Annotated in this window: 12 protein-coding genes; 6 read left to right on the top strand and 6 right to left on the bottom strand. The window is 35.0% G+C overall.

Annotated features, from left to right (window positions below; translation table 11 throughout):
- The first annotated feature begins 343 nt into the window (after positions 1-343).
- Genes ACGLWY_RS03385 through lspA form a run of 3 tightly spaced genes read left to right on the top strand, consistent with a single transcriptional unit; the run spans position 344 to position 3,360 of the window.
- Positions 344-1,900: an NAD(P)/FAD-dependent oxidoreductase gene (locus ACGLWY_RS03385; RefSeq protein ID WP_396618257.1), complete on the top strand. Its 1,557-nt coding sequence runs from the start codon at positions 344-346 to the stop codon at positions 1,898-1,900.
- 48 nt (positions 1,901-1,948) lie between these two features.
- Positions 1,949-2,830 (top strand): ACP S-malonyltransferase, encoded by an 882-nt coding sequence (gene fabD / locus ACGLWY_RS03390; RefSeq protein WP_396618258.1) that lies wholly within the window; start codon positions 1,949-1,951, stop codon positions 2,828-2,830.
- Complete coding sequence (lspA, locus tag ACGLWY_RS03395; RefSeq protein ID WP_396618259.1) at positions 2,830-3,360, top strand: signal peptidase II; 531 nt, start codon at positions 2,830-2,832, stop codon at positions 3,358-3,360. Before fabD ends, lspA begins: the two co-directional genes overlap by 1 nt.
- 157 nt (positions 3,361-3,517) lie before the next feature.
- Here lspA and galE read toward each other — a convergent pair whose 3' ends face one another.
- Both galE and ACGLWY_RS03405 read right to left on the bottom strand, forming a co-directional pair.
- Positions 3,518-4,543 (bottom strand): UDP-glucose 4-epimerase GalE, encoded by a 1,026-nt coding sequence (galE, locus tag ACGLWY_RS03400; protein ID WP_396618260.1) that lies wholly within the window; start codon positions 4,541-4,543, stop codon positions 3,518-3,520.
- Positions 4,536-5,669: a DegT/DnrJ/EryC1/StrS family aminotransferase gene (locus tag ACGLWY_RS03405; RefSeq protein WP_396618261.1), complete on the bottom strand. Its 1,134-nt coding sequence runs from the start codon at positions 5,667-5,669 to the stop codon at positions 4,536-4,538. The genes galE and ACGLWY_RS03405 overlap by 8 nt, the downstream gene beginning before the upstream one ends.
- 153 nt (positions 5,670-5,822) lie before the next feature.
- Between ACGLWY_RS03405 and ACGLWY_RS03410 the strand changes: the two genes are divergently transcribed.
- Together ACGLWY_RS03410 and ACGLWY_RS03415 are read left to right on the top strand one after the other, a co-directional pair.
- The gene (locus ACGLWY_RS03410) at positions 5,823-7,058 is read left to right on the top strand and encodes a 3-deoxy-D-manno-octulosonic acid transferase (RefSeq protein WP_396618262.1); all 1,236 of its coding nucleotides are present in this window, start codon (positions 5,823-5,825) and stop codon (positions 7,056-7,058) included.
- 91 nt (positions 7,059-7,149) lie between these two features.
- Positions 7,150-7,770, top strand: a complete 621-nt coding sequence (locus ACGLWY_RS03415) for an endo-1,4-beta-xylanase (protein WP_396618263.1) — start codon at positions 7,150-7,152, stop codon at positions 7,768-7,770.
- Between the two features lie 89 nt (positions 7,771-7,859).
- Here the strand turns inward: ACGLWY_RS03415 and ACGLWY_RS03420 are convergent, their stop codons facing one another.
- From ACGLWY_RS03420 to ACGLWY_RS03435, 4 genes are all read right to left on the bottom strand, one after another.
- Entirely contained in the window at positions 7,860-8,876 is a 1,017-nt protein-coding gene (locus ACGLWY_RS03420) for a glycoside hydrolase family 43 protein (RefSeq protein ID WP_396618264.1), read from the bottom strand.
- A 19-nt stretch (positions 8,877-8,895) separates the two neighbouring features.
- Complete coding sequence (locus ACGLWY_RS03425; protein WP_396618265.1) at positions 8,896-10,341, bottom strand: MFS transporter; 1,446 nt, start codon at positions 10,339-10,341, stop codon at positions 8,896-8,898.
- Between the two features lie 16 nt (positions 10,342-10,357).
- The gene (locus tag ACGLWY_RS03430; protein WP_396618266.1) at positions 10,358-11,476 is read right to left on the bottom strand and encodes an endo-1,4-beta-xylanase; all 1,119 of its coding nucleotides are present in this window, start codon (positions 11,474-11,476) and stop codon (positions 10,358-10,360) included.
- 185 nt (positions 11,477-11,661) lie between these two features.
- The gene (locus tag ACGLWY_RS03435) at positions 11,662-13,818 is read right to left on the bottom strand and encodes an alpha-glucuronidase family glycosyl hydrolase (protein WP_396618267.1); all 2,157 of its coding nucleotides are present in this window, start codon (positions 13,816-13,818) and stop codon (positions 11,662-11,664) included.
- A gap of 252 nt (positions 13,819-14,070) precedes the next feature.
- Between ACGLWY_RS03435 and ACGLWY_RS03440 the strand changes: the two genes are divergently transcribed.
- Positions 14,071-16,344: a glycoside hydrolase family 3 C-terminal domain-containing protein gene (locus ACGLWY_RS03440; RefSeq protein WP_396618268.1), complete on the top strand. Its 2,274-nt coding sequence runs from the start codon at positions 14,071-14,073 to the stop codon at positions 16,342-16,344.

Below are 16,344 nucleotides of genomic sequence, written 5' to 3' on the forward strand. Positions count from 1 at the left end.
GGCCTATAATGGCTTTAAAGAGGGAAAAACCTTGATTAAGTCTTTTTTAGACTTGTATCATAAAAGCACTAAAAATCATCCTTGTTACTATTGAATTGCAGTTAAAAGAATAAATAAATCTTTTGTTTCAGAGTCATTTTCAAAATCAGGAACTAATAACACAATTGTTGTGCAAGAATATAATGTTGAATTAAACATAGAACTCATCTTGCCTTTTTCTGTTTTTTAGAAAAAGGCACATAAAAGAACCAAAGGGTAAAACTTAAACAATCTCTAAGAGCCAACAAAATATTACTGATAAATTCTTTTTATCTAGTGCCTCAAATTTCACTAATTTTGCCACATGATAAAAGAACTTCAGCTTCGTATTTCACTTAAAGAAGAAGAACGCAGCGATATTTTGGTACAAAAAGCATCTCATATCCTTGATATTGACAAAGAAGATATTACAGGGGTTAAAGTACTTCGTAAATCTATTGATGCACGAAAGCCTAAAATCATCTTTAACTATAAAGTAGCTGTTTACATTCGAGAAGTATTACCCAAAACATCCGAATACCAATTCGACTATAAAGATGTTTCAAAATCAAAAGCTGTCCACATTATTGGTTTCGGACCTGCGGGTATGTACGCCGCTTTACGCTGTATTGAACTTGGTTTTAAACCCATTGTTTTGGAAAGGGGCAAAAATGTAAAAGACCGCCGTCGAGATTTAAGAGCCATCAATCAAGACCACTTTGTTAATGAAGATTCTAATTATTGCTTTGGCGAAGGAGGAGCAGGCACGTACAGCGATGGAAAGTTATACACCCGAAGTTTAAAACGTGGCGATGTACGCCGAATTTTTGAAAACTTGGTGTTTCATGGCGCTACCGACCAAATTTTGGTTGATGCCCATCCACATATCGGTACCAATAAATTGCCTAAAGTTGTTCAAAATATAAGAGAGACTATTTTAAAATATGGTGGCGAGATTCATTTTGAAACACGTGTTACCGATTTCATTATAAAAAACAATAAAATTCAAGCCATTCAATTAAACAATAGCGATGACATGCCAGCTAACCGTGTTATTTTAGCAACTGGTCATTCAGCTCGTGATATCTTTTACCTACTTCATAAAAAAGAAATCGCTTTAGAAGCCAAATCGTTTGCTATGGGGGTTCGTGTGGAACATCCGCAACATATTATCGATGCCATTCAATACCACTGCAGTGGGGAACGCCATGAGTTGTTACCCGCAGCTTCCTATAGTTTGGTGCAGCAAGTGAACGAACGTGGTGTGTATTCGTTTTGTATGTGCCCAGGCGGATTTATTGTCCCTGCAGCAACAGCCAATGGTGAAGTCGTTGTGAACGGTATGTCACCTTCAAAACGAAATAACTTATTTGCGAATTCGGGTATTGTCGTTGAAATCGATGTCCATAGGGATTTACCTAAATACGAACACTTTGGCGCACTAAAAGGTTTGGAATACCAAAAAAACTTGGAACGTATGGCATATACTGCTGGTGGTCGAAGTCAGGTAGCGCCTGCACAACGCCTAACCGATTTTGTTGAAGGGCGATTATCTCCTAATTTGAATCCTACGTCCTACCAACCGGGTTTAAATTCAGCACCATTACATTCCCTTTTACCTAAATTAATTGGTAGCAGATTGCGAAAAGGTTTTGAGGCTTTCGGACAAAAAATGAAGGGTTATTATACGTCCGAAGCTAATATTGTTGGCGTAGAATCAAGAACCTCATCGCCCGTTTGCATCCCTAGAAACGCCCAATTAGAACACCCACAAATTAAAGGTTTATTCCCTTGTGGTGAAGGCGGCGGTTATGCAGGTGGTATTGTTTCTGCAGCTATGGATGGCGAGCGTTGTGCCGAAGCTGCTATTAAAGACTTATAAATATTAATATTATTCCTATTTTTGCATCACTAAAAAAATGAACTAACTATGAATGCATATATATTCCCTGGTCAGGGCGCACAATTTACAGGAATGGGTTTAAACCTTTACGAGAACGCGCCTTTGGCTCAAGAATTATTCAAAAAAGCAAATACTATTTTAGGCTTCAACATTACAGACATTATGTTTGAAGGAACTCCTGAAGCTTTAAAAGAAACCAAAGTAACACAGCCTGCCATATTTTTACACTCGGTAATTTTAGCTAAAACCCTAGGTACTAGTTTTAAACCCGATATGGTTGCTGGCCACTCGTTAGGTGAATTTTCGGCATTAGTCGCTAATGGTACTTTAAATTTCGAAGATGGTTTGAAATTAGTGTCGCAACGTGCTTTAGCTATGCAAAAAGCTTGTGAATTGCAACCAAGCACCATGGCTGCCGTTTTAGGGTTAGATGACGCTATTGTAGAAAAAGTTTGCAACGAAACTGAAGGTGTTGTGGTTGCTGCTAATTATAATTGTCCTGGGCAATTAGTGATTTCCGGTGAGGTAGATGCTATTAATAGAGCTTGTGAAGCTATGAAAGCAGCAGGTGCCAAACGTGCTTTGGTATTACCTGTTGGAGGTGCATTTCACTCCCCTTTAATGGAACCTGCTCGTGAGGAACTAGCAGCTGCTATTGAAAACACCACTTTTAGCAAACCCAACTGCCCTATTTATCAAAATGTAACCGCAAAAGCTGTAATTGATGAAGCTGTTATAAAAGCAAATTTAATATCACAATTAACGGCGCCTGTTCGTTGGACGCAATCTGTTCAACAAATGATTACAGATGGTGCTACCTTATTCACCGAGGTGGGTCCTGGAAATGTTTTACAAGGTTTGGTCAAAAAGATCAATAGAGAAGCGCAAACAGCCTCAGCAAGTTTATAATGAAGTTAACTAAACGCACTATATACATTATATTAGTAATTGTTGTTACAATTGCAATCGACCAAATTTCAAAAATACTGGTCAGAACACATATTCAAGAACACACCGACATACATCCTGGTAAACGCATTTCGTTAATTGGTGATGCTTTTGTTATGATGAATGTTGAAAATACGGGTGCTTTTTTAGGGATGGGTAGTGATTTAAACCCAACGCTTAGAATCATCTTATTACTTATTTTACCCATACTTGTTTTAGGATTTGTTTTGCGTCATATTTTAAAAGACACCTCCATTGATAAATGGTCGCTTTTTGCTTTTGCCAGTATTATTGGTGGTGGTATTGCGAATGTTTATGACCGCATTGTTTATGGTTCTGTAACCGATTTTTTCTTTATTGATTTAGGTGGTATTTTTAGAACCGGTATTTTTAATATGGCAGATCTGTCGGTAACAACTGGTATGATTATATTGGTATTTGTTAGTTTTAGAAAGAAAAAGAAAAATGAAAACATAGAAAAGGCTGCTTAAAAAAACCAGACCTCACAGGTTTTAAAAACCTGTTGAGGTCTATAACAGTATTTTAAACGTTTTTAATTTTAAACTTCATATTGTTAAAAATAAAAAGGCTGCAAAATTAAATTTGCAGCCTTTTCTCTTTATAATTCCAAAGATTAAATCGTATAAACTATTTATTTCCCCTTACTTTTTGTTCCCAATTCCATGCAGAACGCATCGCATCATCTAACGATAATTTTGTTTTCCAACCCAATTCATCGTTTGCCTTTGTAGTATCGGCATAAGCTGAAATGATATCACCTTCTCTTCTGCCTACAATTTTATAATTCAGCTTTTTGCCTGAAACTTTTTCAAAAGATTTCACAACTTCCAGCACCGAGCTTCCTTTTCCTGTTCCAAGATTAAACGTTTCATAATTAGATTTGTTTTTGTTTTTCAACAAACGACCCAGAGCTACTACGTGGGCTTTGGCTAAATCGACCACATGAATGTAATCGCGAATGCAAGTACCATCTGGCGTTGGATAATCGTCTCCAAAAATAGAAAGTTCTTGGCGTAAGCCTATCGCTGTTTGCGTAATAAATGGCACTAAATTTTGCGGAACGCCAATTGGTAATTCACCAATATTAACCGACTCGTGTGCCCCTACCGGATTAAAATAACGTAACGCAATCGCTTTAAGACTTGGTGTTACTTTGCAGGTGTCGCTAATAATTTCCTCACCAATTTGTTTGGTATTTCCATAAGGCGATTCTGCTTGTTTTACTGGTGCGTTTTCGGTGATTGGCAATTCGTCTGCTTGCCCGTAAACCGTACAAGACGAGCTAAAAATAAAACTAGTTTCTGGTAGTTTTTTTAATTCTTTAAGAATATAAACCAGAGTGCTAATATTGTTTTCATAATATAATAATGGTTCTTTTACACTTTCACCTACCGCTTTACTGGCAGCAAAATGAATAACACCTTTTATATCGTTATGCTTTGCAAAAAACGCTTCTACACCTGCTTTATCTTTTAAATCAAGTTTTTCAAAAAGTGGTTTTTTTCCAGTAATGGCTGTAATACCGTCTAATACGCTTATTGATGAGTTTGATAAGTCGTCAATAATAACAACTTCGTAACCTTCGTTTTGTAATTCTACAACGGTATGCGAGCCAATAAAGCCCAAACCGCCAGTAACTAATATTTTATCCATTTATAAAGTTTATAATTGTTGATGTAATAAATTCTATTTGTTCATCATCCAGTTCTGTATGCATTGGCAATGAAATAACGTCTTTCACCAATTGATTGGTAACAGGAAAATCGGCTTCTTTATATCTTGAATCTGAATATGCCTTTTGTTTATGAAGCGGAATTGGGTAATACACACCACAAGGAATCGATTTTTCATTTAAATGTTTCACCAAAGCGTCTCTATCTACACCTTTTACCCGTAATGTATATTGGTGGAAAACATGAGCGTCTTCACCTCCATTTCTATGGGGAGTTACGATACTTGAAATATTTTTAAAAGCGTTGTCATACTTATTGGCCGCTTCACGTCTTTTTTTGTTGTAAATATCCAAGTGTGGCAATTTAGCATCTAAAACCGCAGCTTGAACACTATCCAAACGCGAATTTACACCAACCACATCATGATGGTAACGCTCGTACATGCCATGGTTTACAATACCTCGAATGGTATGAGCTAAAGCGTCATCGTTTGTAAAAATAGCACCACCATCACCATAGCAGCCTAAATTTTTTGATGGGAAAAATGACGTGGATGCTACATGTCCTATGGTGCCTGCCTGTGCTTTTTTACCATCTTTAAACGTGTAATTTGCCCCAATAGCTTGGGCATTATCTTCAATTACATATAGATTATACGCTTTGGCAATTTCCATAATAGCCTCCATATTAGCACATTGTCCAAATAAATGAACGGGCACAATGGCTTTGGTTTTTGGTGTAATAGCCTTTTTAATGGCTTCAATATTAATATTGAAGTCATCTTCATTCACATCAACCAAAACGGGTGTTAGTTGCAATAAAGCAATAACTTCAACGGTTGCAGCAAAGGTGAAATCGGCAGTAATAACCTCATCACCGGGTTTTAAACCCAATCCCATCATAGCAATCTGTAACGCATCGGTTCCATTGGCACATGGAATGACATGTTTTACGCCTAAATAATGTTCTAAATTCTTTTGAAATTGATGAACTTTTGGGCCGTTTATAAATGTGGTGGTTTCTAAAACTTCTTGAATAGACGTATTTACAAGGTCTTTAATGTCGTCATATTGACCTTTAAGGTCAACCATTTGAATTTTTTTCATCTAAAAAAAAATATAACTATTATAGTATTTATAAACATGTATGGAAAAATCTTCTATACTATAATTTAATGAGCCACGAAATTACAAAATTAGTACACGGTAACCAATGAAATTATTTTAAAGAAATGTATTTTAGCGTCAAATAAAAAAGATTTGGGTTTTATTTACAATATTGGCATTCATGCAGCACATTTTGGTTTGAAATGCGTATCGTTATTTAACGAAAAAATCAAAACTGGTGTTATTGGCAGACAAAACACTTTTAAAACTCTACATGACAATTTAAATCCAAACGACCAAACGCTTTGGTTTCATTGTGCTTCTTTAGGCGAATATGAACAAGGACTTCCCGTTTTTAAAGTTTTAAGAAGTCATTATAAAAATCATAAGATTGTACTTAGCTTTTTTTCGCCATCGGGTTATGACATTCGAAAAAACACACCCATTGCAGATATAGTGGTTTATTTGCCGTTGGACACCAAAGCAAATGCGAAACGTTTTTTAGATATTATAAACCCAGAGCTAACCATTTTTGTTAAGTACGATATTTGGCCAAATTTTTTAGATGAACTAAAAAGAAGACAATTACGGGCTATTTTAATTTCGGCTGCATTTAGAGAAAATCAATCGTTCTTTAAGTTTTATGGAAACCAATTAAGAAAGGCTTTATTTGCTTTCGAACATATTTTTACCCAAAACGAGCGTTCTAAAAATTTACTTGAATCCATAAACTATAAAAACGTTACCGTAACAGGCGACACGCGTTTTGATCGTGTTTCCAGCCAATTGGAAATTGATAATACTTTAGATTTTGTTGAAATTTTTAAACAGGACAAACTTTGCGTGGTTGCGGGTAGCACTTGGCCAGAAGACGACACATTGCTTATAAACTTCATTAATTCGGAAGCTTCAAAAGATGTGAAATTTATTATTGCGCCTCATAATATTAAGTCGAATCAAATAAAAAACATTCAAGAAAAACTAAGGGCTGAAAGTGTTCTATTTTCTGAAAAAGATAACAAACAACTTGAAACCGCACAGGTTTTTATTATTGACATCATTGGCATTCTTTCAAAAATTTACAGTTATGCAGATATTGCCTATGTTGGTGGCGCTATGGGAAACACAGGATTACATAATACTTTAGAACCTGCTGTTTTTGGAGTCCCTATTATTATTGGAAACCACCATGAAAAATTTCCAGAGGCCAAAGAAATGATTGATAATGCTGGGATGTTTTCTATAGCAACCCAAGAAGCATTTGATTCTATTCTAAAGGAACTAATTCAAAACACCGAAAAACGTACACTTTCGGGAAACAACAATTTACAATACATTAAAAAGAACAAGGGAGCCGTTACTACAATAGTACGGTATTTGGGTTTTTAGTTTTATTTTCTTCTGTTTACAATTATTTTTTAATTGTCAGATGGAACTCCCTTTATAATCATCCTCGTATGTGTGAATGTGGTTCTCATGGATGTTTCATAATACAAGCCAACTTCTATTAACAAACTACATACTAAAAATATATAACTATGAAGTTTCTTTCTATATAAAATCCGAATTAGCTAGACAGTATGGCAATGCAATAGACAAACTGTTTATTAATGATTATAATCTAGAATCCAGCCTAGCTAAGTGCGATGGCTTAATAGAGTATGTAACCTATATTGAAAACCAAGGTGCTACTGTTGATGGTATTGGAACACAAATGCATATTTCGCTAAATAACGACAAAGATAAAATTGTTGAAATGTTCCAAAAGTTAGCAGCTAGTGGAAAACTAATCAAAATTTCCGAATTAGATGTTAGATTGGGTACTAACGCACCTACAAACGAACAAATGGCACAACAATCGGAGATATATCAATTTGTGATTGACAAATACAAAGAAATCATACCTGCTATTCAACAGTATGGTATTACTATTTGGGGTATTTCAGATAATGAAAAAGAACACGAGTTTTGGTTGCCTGATGAATCTCCTAACCTGTGGAATGCAAACTACCAACGTAAACATGCTTACAAGGGTGTAGCTGATGGGTTAGCAGGACGCGATGTAAGTGAAGATTTCTCTGGAGAACTTATTATAGATTAACTTTTTTCAATAACAAATTAAAAACTCCCAACTACTTTGTAATTGGGAGTTTTTTATAATATAACTTTTTGCTTACCTATAAACGGATTTTAATTATAAGGATTTAACGTATTTATAGTGCCATCTTCATTATAAGTTATCTCAGAAACCTTAATAGACCTTAAATGCGTCACACCTTGAGATAAGCTAGAATCATGGTAAAACAAATACCACTTGCCTTCTACCTCACAAATTGAGTGATGGGACGTCCAACCTATTACAGGGTTTAAAATGCGTCCTTTATACATAAATGGTCCATAAGGACAATCGCCTATGGCATAACAGATAAAATGCGTATCTCCAGTAGAATAGGAAAAATAATATTTACCTTTATATTTATGCACCCATGACGCCTCAAAAAAACGACGTTCATTATCACCCTCTAAAAGAAGATTTCCTTTTTCATCAAGGATTTTAATTTCCTTAGGTGCTTCAGAAAACTGTAACATATCCTCTGTAAGTTTTGCTACAATAGGTAATAAAGCAGGCTCATTTGGCTTAGGAAGTTCATTAGCTTCGTTATAAATATTGTTCCGGTACTTTTGAAGTTGTCCGCCCCAAATTCCCCCAAAATATATGTAATAACTACCATCTTCATCTTCAAAAACGGCTGGATCTATACTATAACTGCCTACTATAGGGTTTGGTTCTGCTTTAAATGGCCCCATAGGAAAATCACTTATTGCAACGCCTATTTGAAAAATCCCTTCTTTATTCTTAGCAGGAAAAAACAAATAGTATTTCCCGTTTTTATGAGCGGCATCAGGTGCCCACATTTGTCTTTCTGCCCAAGGCACATCATCTACGTGTAATGCAACACCGTTATCAACTGCTTTGGCATTTATAGTATCCATGGATATCACATGATAATCTTCCATTCCAAAATGGTCTCCGTTATCATTAAAAGGAACACCCGCATCTATGTCATGAGAAGGATATATATATATCTTGTTATTAAAAACATGGGCAGATGGATCGGCAGTATATATATGGGATACCAAAGGCTGAGAGATGGCATTTTTACTTAAACTTTCAAAATCAATATGTTCTGTACTTTTATCTGGCATTATAATATTTTTATATTTGTTATTTAACGACAATTAATCTTCTTTCCTTTAAATCAGATTCTAATTCAATCTCCATTTTTTTATTAATTTCATAGAAAAACAATAACCCAACACCAATCAAAAATGGGATAGAAGGAAAAACACTGACCAATAATTTAATGCCGTTAATGGCGGAATCAGGCTGTTCTAGTGAATTGGGTACATACTTAAAAAAACCTAAAAACCATGTAGTTAAAGCACCCCCAATACTTAAACCCGCTTTTAAACCTACCATCATGGCAGAAAATATGATGGCTGTTGCTCGACGGTTATTTTTCCATTCCGAATAATCGGCTACATCAGCAATCATGGCCCAAAGAATTGGGATAGTGATTCCGTAGAAAAACCCATGAAATATTTGAGATACGAACATGAGTGTTATTGATGTTGATGGAAAAAAATAAAAGGCAAGAATAAACAAAGTTGAAATAAAAAGGAATGTTGCAAACACGTCTCTTTTGCCATATGTATCAGCGAGTTTTTTAGACAACGTAATTCCTACTATCATAAAAATGATGCCACCAGCATTAAATAATCCAAATCCCGCAGAAATTGGGTCTTCTCCAAAATGATCCATCCCTATTGATAATAGAAAATCTAAAATGGGCTGAATAACCATGGCTAGTTGTTTTCTGTCTACATAGTTCTCAAAATAATAAACATAAGCACCACCTTTCATGGCTAGTGTCACAAACACAAGCATAGTAAGTGATAGCATAATTAGCCACGGTTTATTTTTGACTAAATCGCTTAAATCTTCTTTAATACTTGATTTTTGTTCAGGTTTTGGAACAACACGTTCTTTTGTTGTTAAAAAGGTTATAATTAGCATAATAGTACCAACAATGGCCAATACAGTCATTACTTTTTCTATTCCTATGGCTTTATCGCCACCTCCTGCACTTTTTATAATCCCTAGCATAAATACTTGCACAAAAAATTGAGCAAACATAACAGCTACAAATCTATAAGATGACAAACTGTTTCTTTCTGCCATATTACCTGTAATAACACCACTAAGTGCCGAATAAGGGAGGTTGTTTGCAGCATACAATATCAATAATAGTGTATAAGTTACTACGGCATATATAACTTTACCTTTATACGAAAAATCAGGTGTAGAAAATGCCAAAATAGCAACAATGCCAAGTGGTACTGCTGTCCACAAAATCCAAGGACGAAACTTTCCCCATCTTGTATTTGTTCTATCGGCAATGGCTCCTACAATTGGGTTAAAGATAAAGGCTGCCACCAATCCAACGACTAGCATAATTATGGATGAATGTGTCGGAGATAATCCATATATGTCTGTATAAAAATAAGCCAAATACGTTATCAACGTTTGAAATACCAAGTTTGCAGCAAGGTCACCTAAACTATATCCTATCTTTTCCTTGATGGATAATTTTTGCGAAATGAAATTCATTAGTTATTATATATTTTTAGTTGGATCTTTGTTTTAATTTTAAAGCAATAATGCTATCATAAGCTGCTTTAGGCTTCAATTCCCTATCGAAAAGTAACGGGTAGTTTGTTCTTCCTTTTATTGGCCAATCGTTAAGCCAAGATTGCCCATCGTTTACACCCCAAAAGGTTACTCTACCAATTTTATCTTGATGCTTTAAGAATAGTTTAAATATATCTTGATATCGTTTTGCGAATTTTGTTTGAATGGAATCCGGTAAATTTTCAGGATAAGGATTCATTTTTTTGCTACTTTCAAAGTTTTGGTTCACATCGGCACCAACCAAATCCCATGGACTTGGCAATACATTTATATCCAGTTCTGTAATAGCCACTTTGACACCTAAAGAGGCATAGTCTAAAATGCTTTTTTCAATGTCTTCAATACTTGGTTTTTCTAAACCCCAGTGACCTTGCATCCCTATGCCATCTACTTTTATTCCTTTTTCTTGTATACGTTTTATCATTCTAATAGCCCCATTTCTCTTTTCTTCATGGGTCATATTATAATCGTTATAATACAACTCTGTATTCGCATCTGCTTCAAACGCAAATTTGAATGCCATTGGTAAATAGTCTTCACCTAAAACATCCAAAAAAACAGTTTTTCTTAAAGTGCCATCTTCATTTAAAGCTTCATTTACAACATCCCAAGAATTTATTTTCCCTTTGTACCTACCTACAATAGTTTTTATATGATGTTCTATAGCATTGGCTAGTTCTGTACTATCTTTTATTTCTGTAAACCAAGGAGCTAATTGACTGTGCCATATTAAGGTATGGCCGTGAATGAACATGTTATTTTTTTCTCCTAAAGCGACAAACTTGTCGGTTAATTTAAAATCAAAGCTGGCTTTTGCTGGATGAATAAACATTGATTTCATGATGTTTTCGGCGGTTATGCTATTAAATTCTTTTGAAATTAATGCAGTAACAACAGGGTTTTCCTCCTCTATTTGACTTTCGTTCATTGCGGTTCCTATATAGAAATTGTCTTTTAAAGTACTTTTAAGAGAATTTACCGGCTTAATCTCATTTATATCTTTACAGTTTACTATTAAAAGTAATATAGCCATAACATATGCATAGTTTTTCATCTGTTTTAATTTATTGTTTTAATTTGGTCATGCTTCGACAAGCTTCACTTGCTAACTTCGCTACAAAATATATTTTGCATCTCGCCAATGCTCAGCACAGACTTGGAACACCCTAACTAATCATCCTTATGTGTGTGAATACAATTCTCATGGGTGTTTCATATTTATTTATTTTATTTCACTAATTAGTTTCCCGGTGCAAAGGGGAATTTTAATGATTGAAAATAGTCTAAAGTTTCCGTTGGTTTTTCAACACCTTCTGGCAATTCTTTACCCGAAAACTGCTGGAAATACAACAAACAAGCATCTCGCCACCATTTCGCTTCTTTATATTGAATATGTAACAACATTTTAACATCATTAAATCGTCCTTCATCAACATACGATTCCATATCTTCCCAAGTGTTTATCATGGCTGCTACTTGATTAACACCTTCTTGATATTTTAATGCCATACCATTCCAAAGTGTTTCTCCGTTTTTTAGTTTATAATCCCATGACACATGATGAAACCAGAGTAGATCTTCTTCTGGACAGGTTTTAATATTATTAAATTTTGAAGCCACTTCGGGTGCATATTGTGCGGTTGCATTACTTCCTGTAGATGTGCGATCAAAACCAATTCCTAAAGAATCCGCTTTATGATAATATACCGGATTCCATTCGGGGCGCGAAAGATTGGATACCCAAGGCCCAGGACCATAATGATGTCCAGTATCCATAATATGGTGCAAGCCCAAAGGCGTCATGTAATTCACTACAGCTTCTCTAGAGTTTAGCATCATATTTTTAACAGGGTTCACAAAATTCTCGTTGTTAGAAAATGTTAATCGTAACCATGAGTCGGCTATGGCTTCTGAAGTTAAATAAGGATTCCAGGCAAGTCTTCCAAAGCCATACCAATTGGCCTGAAGCATTGGATTCCCTGTCCAATTAATAGCATTACCAATATTGCTAACCCCAGCAATGCCGGTTAATTTTTTGTTATGAAGCGATCCATCAATATCCTTGGCAACAGTAGATCCTTTGCCTTTTCTATAGGTATCTGATTTTAAAACTTCTTCAAATAATTTTGTTAGAAATATAGAATGGGTACTAAAACCTAAATATTCTTGGGTAATTTGAAACTCCATCATTAATGGTGTTTTGGGCATTGAACCAAACATAGGATGAAATGGTTCGCGAGGTTGAAAATCTATCGCACCGTTTTTAACTTGAATAAGCACATTGTCTTTAAACTGTCCATCATAAGGCACAAACTCAGAAAAAGCCTGTTTAGCCCTATCTGTAGCATCGTGTTCTGAATACACAAAGGCACGCCACATAACAATACCTCCAAATGGTTCCAACGCAGCTGCTAGCATATTGGCACCATCTACATGGTTTCTATTGTAATTTTGCGGCCCTGGTTGTCCTTCAGAATTTGCTTTAACCAAAAAACCCCCAAAATCAGGAATCCGATTGTAAATTTCCTTGGTTTTATTACTCCACCATTTAATGACTTCTGGAGCATAAGGATCGGCTGTTTCTAATCCACCAATTTCAATAGGTGCCGAAAAACGTGCTGTTAGATATACTTTTATTCCGTAAGGTCTAAAAATAGTCGCTAATGCTTCTACTTTTTCTAAATATTGTGGCGCTAGAATAAGAGCATTGGCATTTACATTATTTAAAACTGTTCCATTAATCCCTATGGATGCATTGGCTCGGGCATAATCTATATACCGTTGGTCTATATAATCCGGCAAACGATGCCAATCCCAAATGGAGGAACCTGCATAACCTCTTTCTACAGTTCTATCTAAATTATCCCAGTGGTTTAGTATACGGATTTTTAGTTTTGGTGAATCGATAATGTTTAACTTTTCTATGGATTTATTGGCTTGTAGCAATTGTAAAAAATTATAAACACCATACAGTACACCAACATCCGTTTTTCCGGTAATAACGATATGCTTTTCACCATTAATTAAAATGGTTTTAATTATGAAACCTTCATTATTTATTTCATTAAAAGCATTTCCAAATTGGCGTGTAATATCCTCATTTAAAGATGTTCTAGATCCAAACATTAAGGAGTTAGCTACCATATTTTCTGTATCAGCTAAAAATCCAGAACCAAGCATGCCATTCAATCCCAATTCAAGTTCTTTTAAGCCAACTTTTATTGTTTCAGAATCTCCTAAAGGAATTATTCTTTTAATATTTGATTGATAACTTGATCGTATTTGTTCATTTTCAATATAACTGTATTGTAACCATAACCGATATCCATTGTTCGAATAAGATTTAAAACAAACCAGAAATTGCAACACCAGTATTAGACCATACTTTTTTAACATTGACTTTATTATGAAGCAAAAATTATTCATTCTAAACATATCACTAGTCTTAATTAATATAGAATTTATTTAAACTTTTCACAATTCCTATAAATGTACAATTCATAATATCTACACTAATTTAGTGTAAAGATAAATATTTTTTTTAATTTGCAACCGGTTGCGTAAATTAAATGGATAATCTTATAAAAAATAATTTTAAGTACTTTTATTGAATCTCGCGACTTAAACTTAATTAAATAGCCAACGACCATGATAAAGACAGTTTTCAATTTTATTAATAAGTCAGTTTTCATTTTACTAATTTTAGTATCATGTAAAAATGACAATTCAGAGACAATAAGCACTGTTGACAATAAATTTCCAACAACAAATTTTGAGTTTCCTTTTTATAATCCCTCACTTTCTATTGATGAACGTGTACAAGATTTAATGTCTAGATTAACATTAGAAGAAAAGACAAACCAAATGATGAATTCTACTTCTAAAATTGATCGCCTAAAAATCCCTCCTTACGATTATTGGAACGAAGCACTGCATGGGGTTGGTCGATCTTGTGTTGCTACCGTTTTTCCGCAAGCAATAGGTATAGGAGCTACTTTTGACACCAATTTAACATACAGGATATCTTCGGCTATTTCAGATGAAGCAAGGGCTTTATACAATACTGCTAGTGAAAAAGGATATTATAAAAAATATGGTGGCTTAACATTTTGGACTCCTAACATTAATATTTTTAGAGACCCTCGTTGGGGACGCGGACAGGAAACTTATGGCGAAGACCCTTATTTAATAAGCATTATTGGAGCTTCTTTTGTTAAAGGTTTACAGGGTGACCATCCAAACTATTTAAAAACTGCTGCTTGTGCCAAACACTATGCTGTACATAGTGGCCCTGAAAAACTAAGACACGAATTTAATGCCGAGTCTAATCAAAAAGATTTATGGGAAACCTATTTACCCGCATTTGAGGCGTTAGTTGATGCCAAAGTAGAATCTATTATGTGTGCCTACAATAGTACAAATGGCGAACCTTGTTGTGCTAACAAATTTTTAATTTCGGAAGTACTGTTAGATAAATGGCAATTTAAAGGACATGTTCTAACCGATTGTGGTGCCTTGGAAGACTTTTACAAACAACCCAGCGAAGGCGGTCACGGTATTGTAAAAACTCCAGCCGAGGCAGCTGCTTTGGCGGTTAAAAGTGGCATAAGTTTAAATTGCGGAAGTATTTACAGCTACTTACCCGAAGCCATTAAAACAGGTTTAATTACTGAAAAAGAGATAGACTCGCAACTAGCTAAATTATTACGCACACGCTTTAAATTAGGTCTTTTTGACCCCAAGGGCAGTAATCCTTATGATGCTATTTCAATAGATGTTGTAAATAGTGAAACCCATAGAGCCTTAGCAAAAGAAGTTGCTGTTAAAAGCATGGTTTTACTAAAAAATAATGGTGTTTTACCTCTTAAAAACGACCTGTCAAAGTATTTCGTTACAGGTCCAAATGCAGCAAATATTGATATTCTTTTAGGAAATTATTATGGTGTTAATCCTAAACTTGTTACCATTTTAGAAGGCATTGCAAACGCTATAAATCCTGCTAGCCAAATACAATATAGATTGGGTTGTATGCTAAGCGAAATGCCTAAAAATCCCATAGATTGGGCTAGTGGAAACGCAGGTAATAGCGATGTTACGTTGGCTGTATTAGGAATTTCCAGTTTATTGGAAGGCGAAGAAGGCGAATCTTTAGCATCAGCAACTGCGGGTGATAGACTGGATTACAATTTACCTGAAAGCCAATTGGATTATTTAAGAAAATTACGAAAAGCCGCAGATAAAAACCCCGAAGACAAAAAACCAATTGTAGCCATTATTACGGGTGGCAGCCCCATGAACTTAGCCGAAGTGCATGAACTTGCCGATGCTGTTTTACTTGTTTGGTATCCTGGTGAAGAAGGTGGAACAGCCGTAGCCGATATTCTTTTTGGCAATGTATCACCTTCAGGTCGTTTACCAATTACGTTTCCAAAGTCGTTAGATCAATTACCCGATTACAATGATTACTCTATGAAAGGAAGAACCTATAAATACATGAATCTAGACCCTATGTACCCTTTTGGTTTTGGTTTAAGTTACACTACTTTCTCTTATGGAAAAATTCAAACCACAACGCCAACTATTTCAAAAAAAGACAACTTAAAACTAAAAGTTACCATTACCAATTCGGGGAAAACAACTTCAGATGAAGTGGTTCAAATGTATATTTCAGATATAGAAGCATCTGTTATAGTCCCTAATTTTCAGCTTATTAAAACAGAACGAATCAACTTAAAGTCCAATGAATCTAAAACTTTAGAATTCGAATTAACTCCCAAAGATTTCGAAATTGTTAAAAACGATGGCACAAGAACCATTGAAGCTGGCGAATTTAAAATTTACGTTGGTGGTTCTAGCCCCATGAAACGAAGCTTTGAATTGGGAGCACAAAATATGTCTGAAACTATAATTGCAGTTAAATAA

Origin of the sequence: Mariniflexile sp. HMF6888, assembly GCF_044335535.1 — a bacterium.
Classification (GTDB): Bacteria; Bacteroidota; Bacteroidia; order Flavobacteriales; family Flavobacteriaceae; genus Mariniflexile.

What these genes read in the sequence shown, in the direction of transcription:
- ACGLWY_RS03440 (WP_396618268.1), top strand. Translation starts at nt 14,071, where the DNA reads ATGATAAAGACAGTTTTCAATTTTATTAATAAGTCAGTTTTCATTTTA.
- ACGLWY_RS03425 (WP_396618265.1), bottom strand. Translation starts at nt 10,341, where the DNA reads ATGAATTTCATTTCGCAAAAATTATCCATCAAGGAAAAGATAGGATAT.
- lspA (WP_396618259.1), top strand. Translation starts at nt 2,830, where the DNA reads ATGAAGTTAACTAAACGCACTATATACATTATATTAGTAATTGTTGTT.
- fabD (WP_396618258.1), top strand. Translation starts at nt 1,949, where the DNA reads ATGAATGCATATATATTCCCTGGTCAGGGCGCACAATTTACAGGAATG.
- ACGLWY_RS03435 (WP_396618267.1), bottom strand. Translation starts at nt 13,818, where the DNA reads ATGTTAAAAAAGTATGGTCTAATACTGGTGTTGCAATTTCTGGTTTGT.
- ACGLWY_RS03430 (WP_396618266.1), bottom strand. Translation starts at nt 11,476, where the DNA reads ATGAAAAACTATGCATATGTTATGGCTATATTACTTTTAATAGTAAAC.
- ACGLWY_RS03420 (WP_396618264.1), bottom strand. Translation starts at nt 8,876, where the DNA reads ATGCCAGATAAAAGTACAGAACATATTGATTTTGAAAGTTTAAGTAAA.
- ACGLWY_RS03405 (WP_396618261.1), bottom strand. Translation starts at nt 5,669, where the DNA reads ATGAAAAAAATTCAAATGGTTGACCTTAAAGGTCAATATGACGACATT.
- ACGLWY_RS03385 (WP_396618257.1), top strand. Translation starts at nt 344, where the DNA reads ATGATAAAAGAACTTCAGCTTCGTATTTCACTTAAAGAAGAAGAACGC.
- ACGLWY_RS03415 (WP_396618263.1), top strand. Translation starts at nt 7,150, where the DNA reads ATGTTTCATAATACAAGCCAACTTCTATTAACAAACTACATACTAAAA.
- galE (WP_396618260.1), bottom strand. Translation starts at nt 4,543, where the DNA reads ATGGATAAAATATTAGTTACTGGCGGTTTGGGCTTTATTGGCTCGCAT.